Genomic DNA, 15,308 nt, shown 5'->3' with positions numbered 1-15,308 from the left:
GCTCCTATCGCTGAACGGCGCTGCGCACTTCAAGCAGCTTATTCTTCAACTCGTTCTCGATGCGGACAAGCTCCCCTTCCGCTTGACGGCGCTTGTTGAATCCTTCGGTTTGAATTGTCAGCACTTCATCCAACGTTTCGATCAACTGCTGATTCGTATGCTTAAGCGTATCGATATCCACGATGCTGCGTTCCGCCTCGCGCGCGGCATCGATCGTATTCGACTTAAGCACATCGGCGTTTTTGCGAAGCAGGTCGTTCGTAATCTCCGTCACGGCGCGCTGCGCTTCGATCGCCTTCTTGGAGTGGGCCATCCCCAGCGCAAGCACCATCTGATTTTTCCACAGCGGAATCGTATTGACGAGCGACGACTGAATTTTCTCTACCATAATGCTATCCGTATTCTGAATCAGCTTGATTTGCGGCCCCATCTGCAAGCTGATCATGCGCGTCAGGCTCAGATCGTGCAGCTTCTTGTCGAACCGGTTGCACATTTCGGCGAACGAATTGGCCGCTTGGGCGTCCTCCGGCTTGCCGCTTTGTCTGGCCGCTTCCTGCAGTCGGGGCAGTTCCGTCTTGACAAGCTCGTCCAGCTTCATGCGTCCGGCCAAAATGTACATCGTCAGCTCTTTAAAATACGCCAAATTCAAATCGTACATTTTATCCAGCATGGCGACGTCTTTAAGCAGCGTAATCTGATGCTTCTCCAGCACATTGATAATCGAATCGACATTCCGCTCTACCGATACGAACTTGGCCTTCAACTCCTCGATGCTGCGTCCGGCGCGGCGGAACAGCCCCAGGAAACCTTTGGATTCTTCCGTAGCGGAGAAGCCCTTAAGCTCCACCACAAGGCCGGAAATCATCGAACCCACTTCGCCCATGTCCTTCGTACGCACGTTCGTGAGCGCATTCTCGGAGAAATCGGCGATTTTCTGCTGCGCCCCGTATCCGTATTGCAGAATATGAGTCGCGTTGGTGACATCGATTTTTTGCGCGAAATCGCGGACAGTGGACAGCTCCTGATCCGTAAGTCCGCTGTTTTCGGGATTCAGCAATTCGCTCGCGTCGGGCAATTTCTCCGGAACGGCCGCTGCCGCAGCGCTCGGCTCCGGAATTCCAAGCTCAAGGGTTAACTGCGGAACTTCCGGAAGGCCTTCATTTTCATTTGTCATCGTAACACCGCTCCTTAAATTTTATTTTTTCATGAACGGGTCATTCGCGCCGCCGAGGCCGTCCTTGCGCAGCATTTGCTCCATTACTTCTATTTCTACCTCGGTTTGCAGCGTTTCATCCCGGTAAAGCCGATCCAGCGCGTCATGGAACGCTTTTTCAATGGTGTCGACCGCCGTTTCGATCTTGCGCATCGCGGTCGTCACATTCGACCCTTGGCTCGGATTATCTCCATAATCCACATAACGCTTTATCAGGGAGATCGTCGTTGGAAAATAATATGTAGAAAAAGTGCGAACGAGATGAAACTTGCCTGCATCTGCTTTCAACAGTTCAAACATCTGATCGGACGACGTTAAAATCGAGTCGAGCTTGGCGCCAACCCCGGCATCGGAAATTTGCTTGCGCAGCGCGGCCAGCTCTCGTCTGTACGCCTGCCACTGTTGAAGCTGCTCGTCATGCGCGGCATTCCCCGTGCGAATAGGCGCTGGCTTGTCTTCGACAAGCTCGACCTTCGGCGGGATCAAACGTGATAGTACAAAATACGCACCAACCGACAAAAGGGTTGCAATTAAAAAATCCGCCCACCGATACATCGGAAACAGCAGCGCATAGACAAGCCAAATCCCGCCCAGCGCATAGATCGGGATAACGGATGGAACTTTGACTTCGCGCACTAGTGTTCACCGCCTTTCCAATAAATAGTGTAACACAGCGGAGCGTATTTGCAGACCCACAAAAATGCGAATCCCGCGGGAGCTCGACGCTCTTGCGGGATTTGCAAATGTATTTTTTGAGCGGAGCTCGCGAAGTCCGAAATCGCTTATTTGAAATCAGATAAGATTAATCTGCCATGAAACGCCGAACTTGTCGACGACCCAGCCAAACTTCCTGCTGAACGAATAATCTCCCGCCGGCATCAGGACACTCCCGCCCTCGGACAATTGTTGATAAAGACGGTCCAATTCTTCTTCCGTGTCGGCCGTAATGTAGAGGGAAAACGAAGGCGTAAAAGTAAAACCATGCTTCACGTTGCTATCGATACACATATATTCTCGGCCCTTTAACGTAAAAGTAGCTTGGAACACGCTCCCCTCGGCGCCTGCTTCGTTCGGTCCGTAACGGGAGAGGCTCGTAATCTCCGAATCCTCTTTGTATGATCAACAAACCTTCAATCTTTCCGCAGCTTTTTGCCTCTGGCGATCTCGGTCTCGAGCGCGCTGAGCTTCGGCTCCCAGTAGGCGCGAAAACGATTGAGCCAATCGTCGACTTCCTGCAGCGGCTGGGCGACCAACGAATAGATGCGGCGCTGCTTGTCAACCTTGACGCTGGCGAATCCGCTGTCCCGCAGAACCCGAAGATGCTGCGAAACAGCGGCTTGGGTAATGCCGAACTCGTGCTGGACGATCTCGACAATGTCTCCCGAGCGCCGCTCGTTCTCGACCAGCAGCTCCAGGATACGACGCCGCACCGGATCGCCAAGTACATCGAAGGCGTTCATTCCGCGCCCTGCTCCCCGCTGCCCGTGTAGAAGGCCGTAACCTGCTTCGCCGCAGCTTCGGCCCAAGACGGATTCTCTCCGGCGGCAACGGCCGCGCGCCGCCAGTCCTCGCTGCATTCCGCCATAAAAGCTTTTCCTTCGCTGGAGGCGCCGAAGGCGTTCTCGTCAATATGGACCGGGTTGCCCGACGAAAGGTGGTAAGCCAGCCCGACCAAACCCAGATCCCAGCCAACGCCGACCGCGCCCGGCCCAAACTTTCTCCAGTGGTCGTCAATTGGACAAATGTGAGACAGCTTTAAGCGGGAGCGTTCCTCCCCTTCGGCGCTTATGCGCAGCTCGACCCAGCTTAATCCGCCCCCGAATTCCCAGGTCAGGGAGAAATAATGCGGCGGCGCGCATTCGGTAATTACGCCCCCGGCATTGTTCTCGACCTGGTACCTGCCGCCGAGCTTCAATTCGCCGGTAACCGGCGCAAACCAGCGGGGCAGCCGCTCCGGATTGGTCATCGCATCCCACAGATCGTCCGGCGTCGTATCGTAAGATCGCTCCAGCATAACGCTGCGGACAGGCTTTCCCTCTCTCTCAAGCTCCGATACCGTGCGGGTTACGGCTCCGAAGCTGGATTCCAGATTGAACATAAAACTTTCCTCCATTCGCGAATTCTCGTTATACAAGTTTTTGTTTATACAAGTTTTAACTTATATAAATGGTAGATTGTATTCTAGTTTTTGTCAAGAGATTCGTCTATTTCTCGGCGATTTTAATAGGGTAAAGGAAAACCAGGTCGCTTAGGACAGCAACCTGGTTATAACATCGTTAGCTATTTCCCAAACTTCTCAAGCAGCAATCTCACCTGTTCATCCATCTGCTTCTCCAGAGAAATCGGGTCTCCGGGCAGGTAATCGTTAATGCTTACCTGAATGACGTGATCTTCCTTCACAGCAGGCAAGTTGCGCCAGACCGGAGTTTCGTCGAGCTCCTTCTTCAACTTGTCATTATCGCCATTCTCATAATCGTACACGGTGAGAAATACATAATCCTCGATGTAGTCCGGCAGAACTTCAAGCGAGATGTTCAAGTTGGACGGCTCTTTATCGATAACCGCGTCTTGCACCTTGGGCGGCGCCTTTAACCCGAGCGTGTTGTAGAGGTTAAAGGTTCCTCTTCCCCACAAATTCCCGAACAGCATGATGGTCGACTTCGGCCATACTTCCATAACCGTAAAAGTGGTATCCGGAGGAATGACCTCGGCCAGCTGCTCGCGGTATTGCTCCCCCTTCTTCTCATACCCTGCAATCCAGGCTTCCGCTTTCTCGGCCTCGCCGACGATATCCCCGATGTCCCGCAGCAGCTCAAACACCGGCTTGGAGCCGAAGCTCAACACGACAGTAGGCGCAATGCTGGAGAGCTTATCGAGATTTTCGACATCGGCGGCGGAATTATCTTGAATAATGATCAAATCGGGACTCAGACTAAGCGCCTTCTCCGGCGAGATCGCATTTTCGCCCACAGGCTCCACGCCCTCGGACAACCCCAACGGCTTCAGAAACGACGATTTCTCGAATTGGCTGGTCTGCGAGGTTGTCGCCCCAATCGGCTTCACACCCAGCACAAGCAGGTGTCCCATAAATTGATTGACCACAATGCGCTTCGGATGGGTCGGAATCGTAACCTCGCGTCCCATGTAGTCCTTAAACACACGGGTTTCCGACGCATGATTATCGGATTCGTCTTCTTGACCGTTCTCGTTCGCCGCTGAGGCGGGTCCCGATTGGACCGCTGAATTCGAAGACGAATTTGAAGCGCAAGCGGCGGCAAATAGGCATAAAACCAGAATTAGCGTAACCATCGTGCAACGTTTGGCGGATAAATTCATTATACGGGCTCCTTTTTTTTGATAACGATAATCAATATCAACAAAAGTGTAGCTGGTGCCCGGCCAACCGTCAATTTCAGAATGTGCTTAAAAAAATCGAATGCAGCCGCCAAATGGAGCACATTTGTACAAGCGGTTACGGCTTGAACAGCGCCGGCAATGTCTGAAGAAAATTTTTCTGGGAATACGCCGAATAGTCATACCTCGGCCATACCCCGATCGGCGTAACCGTGCCGCGATTGCTCGAGGATATCCGCTTCCATTCTTCCGAATGTTTCAGGTCCTCCCACTCGCAGCGAATATCTCCCCCGCCTGGCAGCATAAGCAAGATGCGATCGGCGTTGAACAAAGCCAGTTCCTCGGGCGTCACGATCTTGCCGCATTCAATTCCGGATACGCATTCTGCAGGTCGCAATCCAAAGTCTTCATACAGCACTCCGGCAACCGACTTGCCTCCGCAGACGATGTACCCGTCCCGGCTCCGATGAACGACAAGCACCGTATCTCCCCGCACAAGGCGTTGAATCCGCTCGCGCAAGCTGGCGGCAAGCCGGTCGTATTGGGACAGCCATGCCTCCGCCGCAGCCGAGACATCCAGGAACTGTGCAACCTGCCGCAGATGCCCGCGCCAGTCTTCTTTTCCCCAGGAAACGAACAAAGCGGGCGCAATTTCCCGAAGTCGTTCCTGCTCCTCTGCGGGTACGAAGCCTTCCAGGCCGATGATCACATCGGGGCGAGCCTCTTTCAGCGCGGCTAAATTAAATTCATAATTATGACTGAGCACCGTGACGACGTCCGCCTTGTATTTGTCATACAGATTCGTCCAACTATGATCCATAGGAGCGGCGAACGGAACAATCTGCAGCGCCAGAAGCTGTCCGATGTTGGGGAAGCTGTAAGCCGCGATCCGCCGTTGGCGATTGCGGATAAAAGTAGCGGGTGGAATTCCCGTCTGCTGTTTGAATTTACGGGAGAAATATTCCTCGTTATATCCAACCTCCCTGGCAACCTCCCGCAGGCATGGCTTGGACGATGAGGCCATCAGAGCCTTTGCTTTGTTGATCCGCAATTCCGCCAAATAATCCATTGCGCTTACACCGTAAGCGGCCTTGAACGACCGCATATAGTGATAACGGCTGAGCCCGGCCAAATTCGAAAGTTCGTCAATCGTAAGATTCCGCTCATAATTTTGTTCCATATAGGCTAACGTCCGGCTCAACATCTCATCGGAAGCGAGGACCGTCGCTGCCGAATCGGTCTCCTTCAGCAGACAATTCAGCAGTTCGTAAAAACCGGCCTGCGCCATCAGACGCCCTGAAGCGTCTCTACCGAGCCATTCCCGACAAATTCGACGGCATATTTCCTCTGCGGCTCTAACGTCGGTCAACATGAACTGTCCTATCAGCGGAAACGGGTTGCCGCTCTTGTGCGCATTCCGGCCGGCTTCCGCGTTTATTTCTTCCATCGCATCGAAGAGAACGACGAATAACGTCCCTTCCTCCTCCGGGACAATGCTGAACAGTTGGCCGGGAAGGCCTATAACCCCTTGCCCCCCGTGAATTCGCATGGAACGGCCGTTGACCGTAATCTCCGCCTTGCTGTCCAGATTCAGAAGCAGCAAATGCGACTGAAGATACCTGAGCGAATAAATCCAACCGCTCGCCTGGATTTCCTCCGCCGATCGTAATTTCAGCCACCATGAATGAAGGTCTGCGAGTTTACTCATGACTTCCCTATCACCGCCGTATATGACGTATTCAACTTGCGACCTGCGCCCAATTCGTGCCGAACCGTGGCAGGTATGCTTCATGCCCGGAGTTATGTCGTTCTGGGCGCATAGGCGCGGAGGAAGGCTCTTACCCCGTCGACAATCGTCTTCTTTGTCCGCATTTCCTCCCTATCTCGGGCACGCCCCATATTATTGAAGACCAGAAGAAAGGTCAGGGCGCTGAAATGCTGGGCGGCAAGCCGAGAGTCGGGAACTTCGAGCATCCCCATTCTTCCGAGCTCTGCCAAACGGTTCGCTATTCCTTCTTCAGGCGCGCTGTCCAGCCAATCGTAAGTTGCCTCCGGCAGGTTTTTCCCTTCCACCGTCACCAGACGAAGAAGCGCCGAGTAGTCCGAGGTTTCAATCGTCAACGTCACAATCTGTTCGCAGAACGCGATCAGTGCGCGTTCGAGGTTCTCGACTTCAGTGAGACAATCGTCGATCGCACGCTGGATCGAGACAACGACCGAGTGACCCGCCTCTTCCACAACAGCGAGCAGCAAGGCTCGTTTATCGCCAAAATAGTCGTAGACGGTCCGCTTAGACACTTTTGCGCGCGCCGCTACCGCATCTACGCTTGAACGATCGAATCCTTCCACAAGAAAAAGATAACGTGCGGCCGCAAGTATATCTGCCCGCTTTTGGGCAGAACCTTCGCGCAACACCTTCGTTTCCACATGATTTGTCATTGCGGGCCCTCCAATTGTAAGCTGGATCTTCTAAGTTAAAAACAATTCATTCGACGAATTTATAGACTTGCTTTAAATACACTATACGGTGTAGTATACTTCGTGTATCGTTATAAATCAAGCTCAAGGAGGACTTTCCATGGATTCGATTTTCTCTTCAAACGTTGACGTGTTGATCGTCGGCGCCGGTCCTACTGGTCTGACGTTAGCCTGCGATCTGGCGCGCCGCGGCATCTCGCATTGCATTATCGAACGCTCCGATTCCTACAGCGTCGCTTCCCGTGCGAAAACGATCATGCCGCGTTCTCTCGAGGTCGCCGACGACTTGGGTTTCGTTGAAAGCATCGTCAGCAAGGGAGTTACCGATCTGCCCGCCCGTTACTACAACGACAAGGGCGATTTTATCGACAAACCCGGCCTATCGATTCCCGCAACCCCCGAACAAAGTACGCCATACCCCGATCCCGTCTGGATCGCAGAATTCGATGTGGAAGCCGCCCTGCGCGCAAGGTACGCCCAACTTGGAGGTCATGTCAAGCTGAGCACGACCGCGGTGGAACTCAGCCAAGACGATAACGGAGTCACCGTCGCTGTCGCTGCCCCCGAAGGCGGCCGACATGTTCGCGCGCGCTACGTGGTGGGCGCCGATGGCGGGAAGAGCACCGTTCGCAAGCTGATCGACAGGCCGCTCGTCGGGCATACCTATGAGAACCAGCGATGGTATCTGGGCGATGTCCGGCTTCAGGGACTGAATCCCGGGCGGATGCATATTTGGGCCTCAGAGGAGGGGATGATCGGACTGACACCGCTGCCGGGCACCGATATTTGGCAGCTTCAAAGTACAATTCCCACGGATATCGAGGAGCCTGAAAAGCCTTCCCTTGAGCTTTACCAGGCCATGCTCAATCGCCGAGCCGGCGCCGAGAATATCGTGGTAGCCCATGCCTCTTGGCTTTCGATTTACCGGGTGAATGTTCGCATGGTCGACAGCTACCGCAACGGCCGCGTCTTTCTTGCCGGCGATGCCGCGCATGTGCACTCCCCTGCCGGCGGCCAAGGAATGAATACAGGAATGCAAGACGCCTACAACCTCGGCTGGAAATTGGCTGCGGTGCTGCGGGGAGCAAATGCGGCCTTGCTCGATACGTACGACGAGGAGCGACGTCCCGTTGCACGAGCCGTGCTCGAGGACAGCACGAAGAGGCTGGGTGCGACGATGAAGACCGTTACCGACAGCCGTTCATTGTCCGCTTCGCTCGGCAAAATCAGCGACGATCTTACCAGCGGACTCCTTGTCTCTTATCCCGACAGCTCCCTGACCCAGCCAATGGCCGATGAGAGCATTGCGGGTCCAAGACCCGGAGACCGCGCGCCCGACGCCACAGGCCTGCAGGGCGACGGTTTTGACGGGAGTGTCTTCGATCTGCTTCGCGGACCTCACTGGACGCTTCTCGCATTCACAGACGGCCCTTTGCCCTCCCTGTCGCATATCGATCGCAGCGAGCTGCATGTGCATCGAATGGCCAGACCGGATGCCCGAGCCGTAGACGGATTCGTCGACCGTGAAGGGAACGCGTACCGTGTCTATGCCTCTAACGGCAACGAAGCTGTGCTGATCCGTCCGGATGGTTACATTGCTTTGCGATGCAAATGCGATGACGAGACAGAGATTAACGACTATCTGCACTCCAAACAGGAGTTTGCCGCGAATTACGGAAAACGGAAATAACCGCAGCGAGGAGGAATCGAACAGGAGGGTTCCCGCCTTATTGCGCAAGGAGTCGGAGGACTTCCGGCTCCTTTTTCCCGCATCTAATCCGAGGGAAAATATGATATAATGCCCTCAGGCAAAGCTTGGTTTGCGCATATCCCCTTTCTCACAAAATAGGCGGAGGCTGCTGTATGATCACAAAATTATGCGATTGCGTGCTTGACGGCATTACGCTTGAACGAGTGATACGCAACGAAGAATTCGTGATGCCGGACATGCACTTGCACCCGGAATTTGAAATCTACTACATGTTTAACGGAGAACGCTATTATTTTATCGAAAATAAAACGTACCATATTCGCAAAGGCAGCCTTGTGCTGGTCGATTCCATGCATATCCACAAAACCAGCGTCCTCGGCAAAAACTTTCACGACCGCTTCCTGATCGAGTTGAACGCCGAGCCCTTCTCGACCTTTTTTCAGAACATCAGCGGGATGAGCCTGGCGGAGTTTTTCTTCAAATATTCCTGCGTATTGGAGCTGGACGAGCAAGCCCAGATCTGGATAGAGCGCCGTTTCAACGATATTATGGAGGAAGCGGACAAAAAACACGATAACTATTCGACCTTTATTATGATGAAAATCACGGAAATTCTGCTTTACGTCCGCCGCTCCCATTCCGAAAGACTGATTCCGCCCAACCTCTCCATGTCCGACAAACCCAAGCATAAAATGATCAATGAAATCGCGACGTTCATCACGCAAGGCGAGGTTAGGGTAAGAACCTTGGATGAAGTATGCAACCATTTCTTTATCAGCAAAAGCTATCTTTGCCGCGTGTTCAAAGAAGTTACCGGCTTTACGGTACAGGACTATATCAATATTCACAGCGTCAAGAAAGCGCAGCAGCTTCTGGAACGAAACGACATGAGCGTAGCCGAGATCGGCGAATGCTTGGGCTACAGCAGCGTCACCTATTTTGAACGCGTTTTCAAGAAATACACCGAAACAACCCCGCTGAAATACCGAAAAAAGCTCAGCATCATCAAGCAAAAAGTACGCAATAAAAAACAATAGAACACCAAGCGCCGCAACAAGCAAAAACGCCTTCGGCGTCCTCTTGACGCAGAATTGCGTTTTGTCGGCGATGATTCCAGATAAGGAAAGAAGCGGGCGCTGCCCCTTATTGAAAATCGGGGCAGCACCCGCCAGGTGCCGTGCCTTACTTTTTGGCGATCATTCTTTCAATAAGCGCCTGCAGTTCCTCCGCGCCCTGATCCACCGTTAATTTGCCGTAGCCCACGTTCTGCCCAAGCAGCTGCAGCTCGGTGACAAACTCTTGGTCGTTCGGAAGGTTCGGGCCTTGCGGTACGCTTCTGTCGGCGACTACGTCGTAAATATGGTATACGGCCGCGTCGATCGGCGTTGCGCTGGCCGATATCGCTTGACGAACCTCAGGCGAGGAAGGAACCCCGCGATTGGTGCCCAGAATTGCGCCCGCTTCGGGGCTGGTCACGAAATAGTTGGCGAATATCGCCGCAGCCTCCACGTTCTTGCTGTTCTTGTTGATTCCGATATACTGGCTCATCTGGATTTGGTAAGCCTTCTCGCCGCCTTTAGGCAATGTGGTCGCGCCCAAGGTGTCCGTCATCGCGGCTTGATAGGCCGCAACCTGGTTGCTCCAAATCAGACCGACCGCCGCTTTGCCTGCCACCAGCGCGGAGCTGTCCGGACCGGATTCCGCGTAAGTTGCCGTCGTGTCCGCATCGGGGATGATGCCTTCCGCGCGCAAATCCGCCCACATTTGCAGCCACTTCTTGGCCGAATCGACCGTTGCGTAAGATTTGCCTCCATCATCGTAGGTCCACAGCGGGGTCCCTTCTTGCGTATAGAAATAGCTCAAGTAATTTGCCGTGTTGGTGCTGTTGTCGACAAACGGGGATACCCCGGCCGGCAGCTTGGCTTTTAACTCTTTTCCGTAAGCGATCAATTCGTCCCACGACATGTTGTCCTGCGGCAGCGCTGCGCCGGCGTTCTCAATCATTGTTTTGTTATAGGCAAGGACAAGAGTGTTCGTGCCGAGGCTAACCACATACAGATTTCCGTTCAGCGTAGCCGGGATGAGCGCAGTCTGATCGAATGTCTCGGGCGTATCAATCATCAGCTGCTTACCCAGGAAGTCGTTCAAGGGCTGCAAATATTGCTCATAATCGGGATAGTTGCCTCCGAACTGAATAAGATCGGGGGCGTTGTTGCTCTGAAGCTGCGTGTCGATAATCGCGAAGTGGTCGGGCGTACCGCCATTGGGTTCGCCGGTGACCTTGATTTCCGGATAGGCTTCCATAAATTTAGCAATGACGTCATTCGTAATTTGGGCGCGATCGTCGTTGCCCCACCAGCCGAAACGCAGCTCGGCGGGTCCGCCCGTGTAGGCCGGCAGCCCATCGGGGCGCGTTGCGTCGGCCGGCGGCGATTCCGACGTCGATGCCGACGGTTCCGAAGCTGTCGCCTCCGACGCCGGCGGAGTGTTTGACTGAGCTGCGGGTTCCTTGTTGCTGCTGCATGCGGCGAGAACGAACAACAGCATGACCGCTGCCAAAATTAAATGTAAAGTTTTTTTCATTTAAGCAACCTCCCATGATTTGTTTATATCTATTACAGGGGGATTCCCCCTTGCAACCTACCCTTTGCTGCCTGAAGTGGCGATGCCTTGCACGAAATATTTCTGCAGCGAGAAGAATAACGCAAAGCACGGGATAATCGAAAGCGTGGCCATGGCCAGCGCCCCGCCCCAGTTCGAAACCGCGCCCGCATCGCCGACGAATGTGCGCAGGGCTCTGGAGACGGTGAACGTCTTGGGATTTGTAAGATACAGCAAATGATTGAAGAAGTCGTCCCAGGTCCATAAGAACGTAAACAGAGCGGTTGTAATCAGCGCCGGAGCCGCAAGCGGCACGACGATCCGTAAGTAAATTCCCGCTTTCCCGCATCCGTCGATCACTGCCGCTTCGTCCAAATCCTTGGGCAGCCCGCGAATAAACTGCACGAGCAGGAACACGAAGAACGCGTCGGTAGCCAGCAGCTTCGGTACGATGATCGGCAGATAAGTGCCGACCCATCCGAAGGTGTTAAACAGAATATACTGCGGCACCAATGTGACGTGGCCGGGCAGCATGAGCGTTATCATCATGATCGCAAACCATAAATTCTTGCCATCGAACTTGAGCCGTCCGAACGCGTAAGCCGCCATAGAACAGGTAATCAGGTTGGCGGCAACCGCCACGATACACAGAATCAACGAATTCGCGAAAAACGTTCCGAAGCTTGTGCCCGCATAACCTTTCCAACCATTGACATAGTTTTCAAGAGTGAACGCTTTCGGAATCAGGCTGGTATCGCTAAAAATCATATTGTTGGGCTTGAACGAGCTGGCAATCATCCAGATGATCGGGTAAAGCATGCCCACGCCAAGCACGATAATGAAAATATGGGTGAATACCTTAAACACCGGACGATCGGTTCCTGTTTTCAAAAGATACCACCACTCTTATCGTAAAATTAATTTTCACGAAGCCTTTATCCTTGCGCCGGGGAACCGGGAGCTTCACTCGCCGCTTCCGTACGACACCCAGTATTTCGAACTCTTAAAGATAATCGCGGTGAAAATACCGATGATCAACAGCAGCACCCACGCCATGGCCGAAGCATACCCCATCTCGTGATACGTCCATCCTTGAATGTAGAGGTACAAGGTGTAAAACAAGGTGGAATTCAAGACGCCGCCTTTGCCGCCGCCGATAATGTAGGCCTGTGTGAATACCTGGAACGCCGAAATCATCTGCATGATCAAGTTAAACAAAATAACAGGAGTAAGCGACGGAATCGTGATCGCGATGAACTGCTTGACCTTCCCCGCCCCGTCGATGCTCGACGCCTCGTAATATTCCGAAGGGATCTGCTTAAGACCGGCCAGGAAGATGATCATGCTGGAACCGAACTGCCAGACGGTGAGCAAAATCAAGGTCGACAGCGCATATTTGGGATTGGTGATCCACCCTGGCAAATCCGTGAACCCCAGGCCGCCGAGCAGGCCGTTGAGCAGGCCGTCTTTTTCGAACAGCTTGCGCCATAACACCGCGATCGCTACGGAGCCGCCAAGCAAAGTCGGAATATAATAGACAGCGCGATAGAACGGAATAAAGCGGAGTTTTTGGCTGAGCAGCATTGCAATTAATAAGGCGAAGGCCAATTTGATCGGTACGGACACAAACACGTAAGTGAACGTAACCGAAAGCGATTTCAAGTAATAGGGATCGACTCGCATAACCTCGCCCGTTGCAACCGTAAAGTCCTGAATGCCGAAGATCGATCCGAACATTTTCGTATAATTGCCAAAACCAATCAGCTGTGTAGAATCCGGCTTCGTAAAGTCGTAATCGGTAAACCCTAGATAAAGCGAATAGATCATCGGATACAGCGTGAGAACAACGAAGCCTATGAGCCATGGCAGCAAAAACAGATACGCAGCCGCATTCCGCTTAAAAAAGAAAGCGATTCCATTTCTATTCAAAATCCCTCACCCCCGCTATGATGCGATAAAAAAAAGAAACTTAAGACCTTCTCTTTTTTGAATTTTCTTATAATAGCTATTGACAAGAATAGAATATCTCAGCATCCAATTGACAGTCAATATAGCAGTATAAAGATAATAATAAAAGTTCAAATTCGTAAATAATCGTACTATATTGAACTAATAAAACAGAAAAAAGACCAGGGCCTCGGCTCTGATCTTCACGTTCCGTATTTCTATCTTCTAGGCAAAAAACGACATATTTTGGTATAATACCAGTGTACAACAGACTTGGGTGGGAAGTATCGCCTCCAGAACGGGGGTGATGCGTATGCAATTTTCGTTAACAGAAGTGATTATGCTGGGCATGTTCCTGCTGGCGTTGCTCACTTATCTGCACAAACGAAAATAACCCGCCCAGGTTGACGGCCTGCGGGTTATTTTCTCGAACTTCTTTTGGAGGTTTCCCGCCCAAAATGTTGTGCAGGGAGTCGGATGGCCGTCCGGCTCCTTTTTCTATCCTAATCATAACACGGCTGTTTCATTCCTGCAATTTGCCTTTATCTTGAGAAGCGCTCACAAAGCGGGCCGCTCCCAGTTATAGTTGTTCCGTGAAAGCAGCGAGATTCTCCAGACTGGACTTCAACCCCGCGTCGTGATCTTCCTGCCGTATTCCTCCGGGTACGTTTTCACATAGAATGGTGACTTCGGTGCCCCCGTGAACCTCCGTTAACAGCCATGACATTGTCATCGTGCCCGCGAATGCGGGGTCCTCAGACGCGAATTCGACTTGCTGCACAATCCTCTCGCCGGGAACTAACTTCAGAAATCTCCCGCTAACAACGTCGGCATGGTCCGAGGTTTTGCCTGGAGTTGAGTGATCGGCTCCAACATAGGTTAGAGTCATTCGATAGACTCCGCCTTCCCGAACGTCAAACTCTTCAATATGACCTTCCATGCCTTCCGGCGGCAGCCATGACATGAGAGCTGTCGGATTCACAAATGCTTTATAAATGGTTTGCGCCGATGCCTTTATCCATTTCGATGCCGTATCTGTTCTTTTCCCGCCGAATGCCTTTGTCATGAGACATCCTCCCTTTCGGATGTGAATAACATCTAAACCCTCATTTTACAAGCCTTTATCGCTGTTTTGAACTGACTTGCCGCTTTCATTAAAATGCTTTGCGGCCAATACCATCATCGGAATAAAGTACAAACACCATATCTCCAATACGATGACTCCCACCTGATTTAACGAATCGTTACCTGCGTTATCAAATAGACTAAACATTGGCATGACAAGGCAAATAGCAAAAAGTCCGTGAAGCTTAAGCATGGCTTTCAGCCATCTATCCGTTCTGCTAATCGGCTGAATGGTTAAGCCCACAAAAAACGTCGAGACAGCCATTACTGCATAACCGAGCAAGTCAAGAGCAAACATCCAGCTTCCCGGGGTATAGGTCAGCGCATGGATAACCTCCTCTGAAGCCGCCGCCTGATTTACGGTTGTTAATTGCGTAAAGTAAACCAACTGAATAAAAACGGCATAGAGGCAAGCAAAGGACAAGCCGGCATACGCAAAAGCTTTATGATCCTCGTCAGCCTCAGCTGCAAAAGCGCACGTTAAAATCGTATAGGACCAGGAGAGCGCCATGCAAATGCCAAAAGAGATGAGCGACATACTCTCCTTTAACATGGATACGGCAAAAATGGCCGTCGAGATCCCCGCTATAATTGCGGAATAAAGGCCCGTCTTTGCATTTTTCATTTCATAACCTCCCCTGCTTCGTCCGCTCCAACCCTTGGCATTATGCCCCTCTATCCCTATATACAAATTGTACTCCAATTCCCCTTAAATAAAGTGACGAAAGTCTCTCCGCATCAACAAAAACGGCTATACAAGCCAAAACGCCTTCGACGTCCTTAGGACGGTGAACGCGTTTTGTCGAGGACGATTCAGTTAAGGCTAGAGAATTTTATCCTTTCTGAATGGTTAAAGAAAAAGCCGGGGAGTGTTCCCCG

At 52.3% G+C, this 15,308-nt stretch carries 14 protein-coding genes and 1 pseudogene; 2 read left to right on the top strand and 13 right to left on the bottom strand.

Annotated elements, in window-relative coordinates; genetic code table 11:
• Positions 1–4: 4 nt before the first annotated feature.
• The 8 genes and pseudogenes from ACFFT4_RS27500 to ACFFT4_RS27465 form a co-directional block, all read right to left on the bottom strand.
• A complete protein-coding gene (locus ACFFT4_RS27500) occupies positions 5–1,174 on the bottom strand; it encodes a toxic anion resistance protein (RefSeq protein ID WP_378052263.1) in 1,170 nt (389 codons plus the stop codon).
• A 21-nt stretch (positions 1,175–1,195) separates the two neighbouring features.
• Complete coding sequence (locus ACFFT4_RS27495) at positions 1,196–1,849, bottom strand: 5-bromo-4-chloroindolyl phosphate hydrolysis family protein (RefSeq protein WP_378052262.1); 654 nt, start codon at positions 1,847–1,849, stop codon at positions 1,196–1,198.
• Between the two features lie 156 nt (positions 1,850–2,005).
• Positions 2,006–2,323: pseudogene (locus tag ACFFT4_RS27490) on the bottom strand (VOC family protein); the annotation flags it as partial.
• A gap of 20 nt (positions 2,324–2,343) precedes the next feature.
• Positions 2,344–2,673, bottom strand: coding sequence for an ArsR/SmtB family transcription factor (locus tag ACFFT4_RS27485; protein ID WP_378052261.1), 330 nt, complete (start codon positions 2,671–2,673; stop codon positions 2,344–2,346).
• Positions 2,670–3,311, bottom strand: coding sequence for an SRPBCC family protein (locus ACFFT4_RS27480; RefSeq protein ID WP_378052260.1), 642 nt, complete (start codon positions 3,309–3,311; stop codon positions 2,670–2,672). The genes ACFFT4_RS27485 and ACFFT4_RS27480 overlap by 4 nt, the downstream gene beginning before the upstream one ends.
• Before the next feature lie 182 nt (positions 3,312–3,493).
• Complete coding sequence (locus tag ACFFT4_RS27475; RefSeq protein WP_378052259.1) at positions 3,494–4,372, bottom strand: ABC transporter substrate-binding protein; 879 nt, start codon at positions 4,370–4,372, stop codon at positions 3,494–3,496.
• 313 nt (positions 4,373–4,685) lie between these two features.
• Complete coding sequence (locus tag ACFFT4_RS27470; RefSeq protein WP_378052258.1) at positions 4,686–6,275, bottom strand: AraC family transcriptional regulator; 1,590 nt, start codon at positions 6,273–6,275, stop codon at positions 4,686–4,688.
• A gap of 92 nt (positions 6,276–6,367) precedes the next feature.
• A complete protein-coding gene (locus ACFFT4_RS27465; protein WP_378052257.1) occupies positions 6,368–7,006 on the bottom strand; it encodes a TetR/AcrR family transcriptional regulator in 639 nt (212 codons plus the stop codon).
• Between the two features lie 139 nt (positions 7,007–7,145).
• On the opposite strand from ACFFT4_RS27465, the gene ACFFT4_RS27460 reads away from it, so the two are divergent.
• Both ACFFT4_RS27460 and ACFFT4_RS27455 read left to right on the top strand, forming a co-directional pair.
• On the top strand, positions 7,146–8,735 hold the full coding sequence (locus ACFFT4_RS27460; RefSeq protein ID WP_378052255.1) for an FAD-dependent monooxygenase: 1,590 nt from the start codon (positions 7,146–7,148) through the stop codon (positions 8,733–8,735).
• Between the two features lie 173 nt (positions 8,736–8,908).
• Positions 8,909–9,793 carry a helix-turn-helix domain-containing protein gene (locus ACFFT4_RS27455; protein ID WP_378052254.1) on the top strand — a complete coding sequence of 295 codons (885 nt, stop codon included), beginning with the start codon at positions 8,909–8,911 and terminating at the stop codon, positions 9,791–9,793.
• 145 nt (positions 9,794–9,938) lie between these two features.
• Here ACFFT4_RS27455 and ACFFT4_RS27450 read toward each other — a convergent pair whose 3' ends face one another.
• The 5 genes from ACFFT4_RS27450 to ACFFT4_RS27430 all read right to left on the bottom strand — a co-directional run bounded on the left by ACFFT4_RS27450 (position 9,939) and on the right by ACFFT4_RS27430 (position 15,054).
• The gene (locus tag ACFFT4_RS27450; RefSeq protein ID WP_378052253.1) at positions 9,939–11,339 is read right to left on the bottom strand and encodes an ABC transporter substrate-binding protein; all 1,401 of its coding nucleotides are present in this window, start codon (positions 11,337–11,339) and stop codon (positions 9,939–9,941) included.
• Positions 11,340–11,396: 57 nt separating this feature from the next.
• Positions 11,397–12,248 (bottom strand): carbohydrate ABC transporter permease, encoded by an 852-nt coding sequence (locus tag ACFFT4_RS27445; protein WP_378052252.1) that lies wholly within the window; start codon positions 12,246–12,248, stop codon positions 11,397–11,399.
• A 72-nt stretch (positions 12,249–12,320) separates the two neighbouring features.
• On the bottom strand, positions 12,321–13,286 hold the full coding sequence (locus ACFFT4_RS27440; RefSeq protein ID WP_378052251.1) for a carbohydrate ABC transporter permease: 966 nt from the start codon (positions 13,284–13,286) through the stop codon (positions 12,321–12,323).
• 598 nt (positions 13,287–13,884) lie between these two features.
• Positions 13,885–14,370 (bottom strand): SRPBCC family protein, encoded by a 486-nt coding sequence (locus tag ACFFT4_RS27435; RefSeq protein WP_378052250.1) that lies wholly within the window; start codon positions 14,368–14,370, stop codon positions 13,885–13,887.
• Positions 14,371–14,415: 45 nt separating this feature from the next.
• Positions 14,416–15,054 (bottom strand): hypothetical protein, encoded by a 639-nt coding sequence (locus ACFFT4_RS27430; protein WP_378052249.1) that lies wholly within the window; start codon positions 15,052–15,054, stop codon positions 14,416–14,418.
• Positions 15,055–15,308: the final 254 nt, after the last annotated feature.

Source organism: Cohnella cellulosilytica, assembly GCF_042431195.1.
In the GTDB taxonomy this organism is placed as follows: Bacteria; Bacillota; Bacilli; order Paenibacillales; family Paenibacillaceae; genus Cohnella; species Cohnella cellulosilytica.
The sequence above is the reverse complement of the archived record's forward strand: the minus strand, read 5'-3'. Positions and strand labels throughout refer to the sequence as shown.

Bases quoted from the DNA above. Each gene is read 5' to 3' on its own strand.
- ACFFT4_RS27485 (WP_378052261.1), bottom strand. From the start codon at position 2,673: ATGAACGCCTTCGATGTACTTGGCGATCCGGTGCGGCGTCGTATCCTG.
- ACFFT4_RS27455 (WP_378052254.1), top strand. From the start codon at position 8,909: ATGATCACAAAATTATGCGATTGCGTGCTTGACGGCATTACGCTTGAA.
- ACFFT4_RS27460 (WP_378052255.1), top strand. From the start codon at position 7,146: ATGGATTCGATTTTCTCTTCAAACGTTGACGTGTTGATCGTCGGCGCC.
- ACFFT4_RS27500 (WP_378052263.1), bottom strand. From the start codon at position 1,174: ATGACAAATGAAAATGAAGGCCTTCCGGAAGTTCCGCAGTTAACCCTT.
- ACFFT4_RS27480 (WP_378052260.1), bottom strand. From the start codon at position 3,311: ATGTTCAATCTGGAATCCAGCTTCGGAGCCGTAACCCGCACGGTATCG.
- ACFFT4_RS27450 (WP_378052253.1), bottom strand. From the start codon at position 11,339: ATGAAAAAAACTTTACATTTAATTTTGGCAGCGGTCATGCTGTTGTTC.
- ACFFT4_RS27430 (WP_378052249.1), bottom strand. From the start codon at position 15,054: ATGAAAAATGCAAAGACGGGCCTTTATTCCGCAATTATAGCGGGGATC.
- ACFFT4_RS27435 (WP_378052250.1), bottom strand. From the start codon at position 14,370: ATGACAAAGGCATTCGGCGGGAAAAGAACAGATACGGCATCGAAATGG.
- ACFFT4_RS27470 (WP_378052258.1), bottom strand. From the start codon at position 6,275: ATGAGTAAACTCGCAGACCTTCATTCATGGTGGCTGAAATTACGATCG.
- ACFFT4_RS27465 (WP_378052257.1), bottom strand. From the start codon at position 7,006: ATGACAAATCATGTGGAAACGAAGGTGTTGCGCGAAGGTTCTGCCCAA.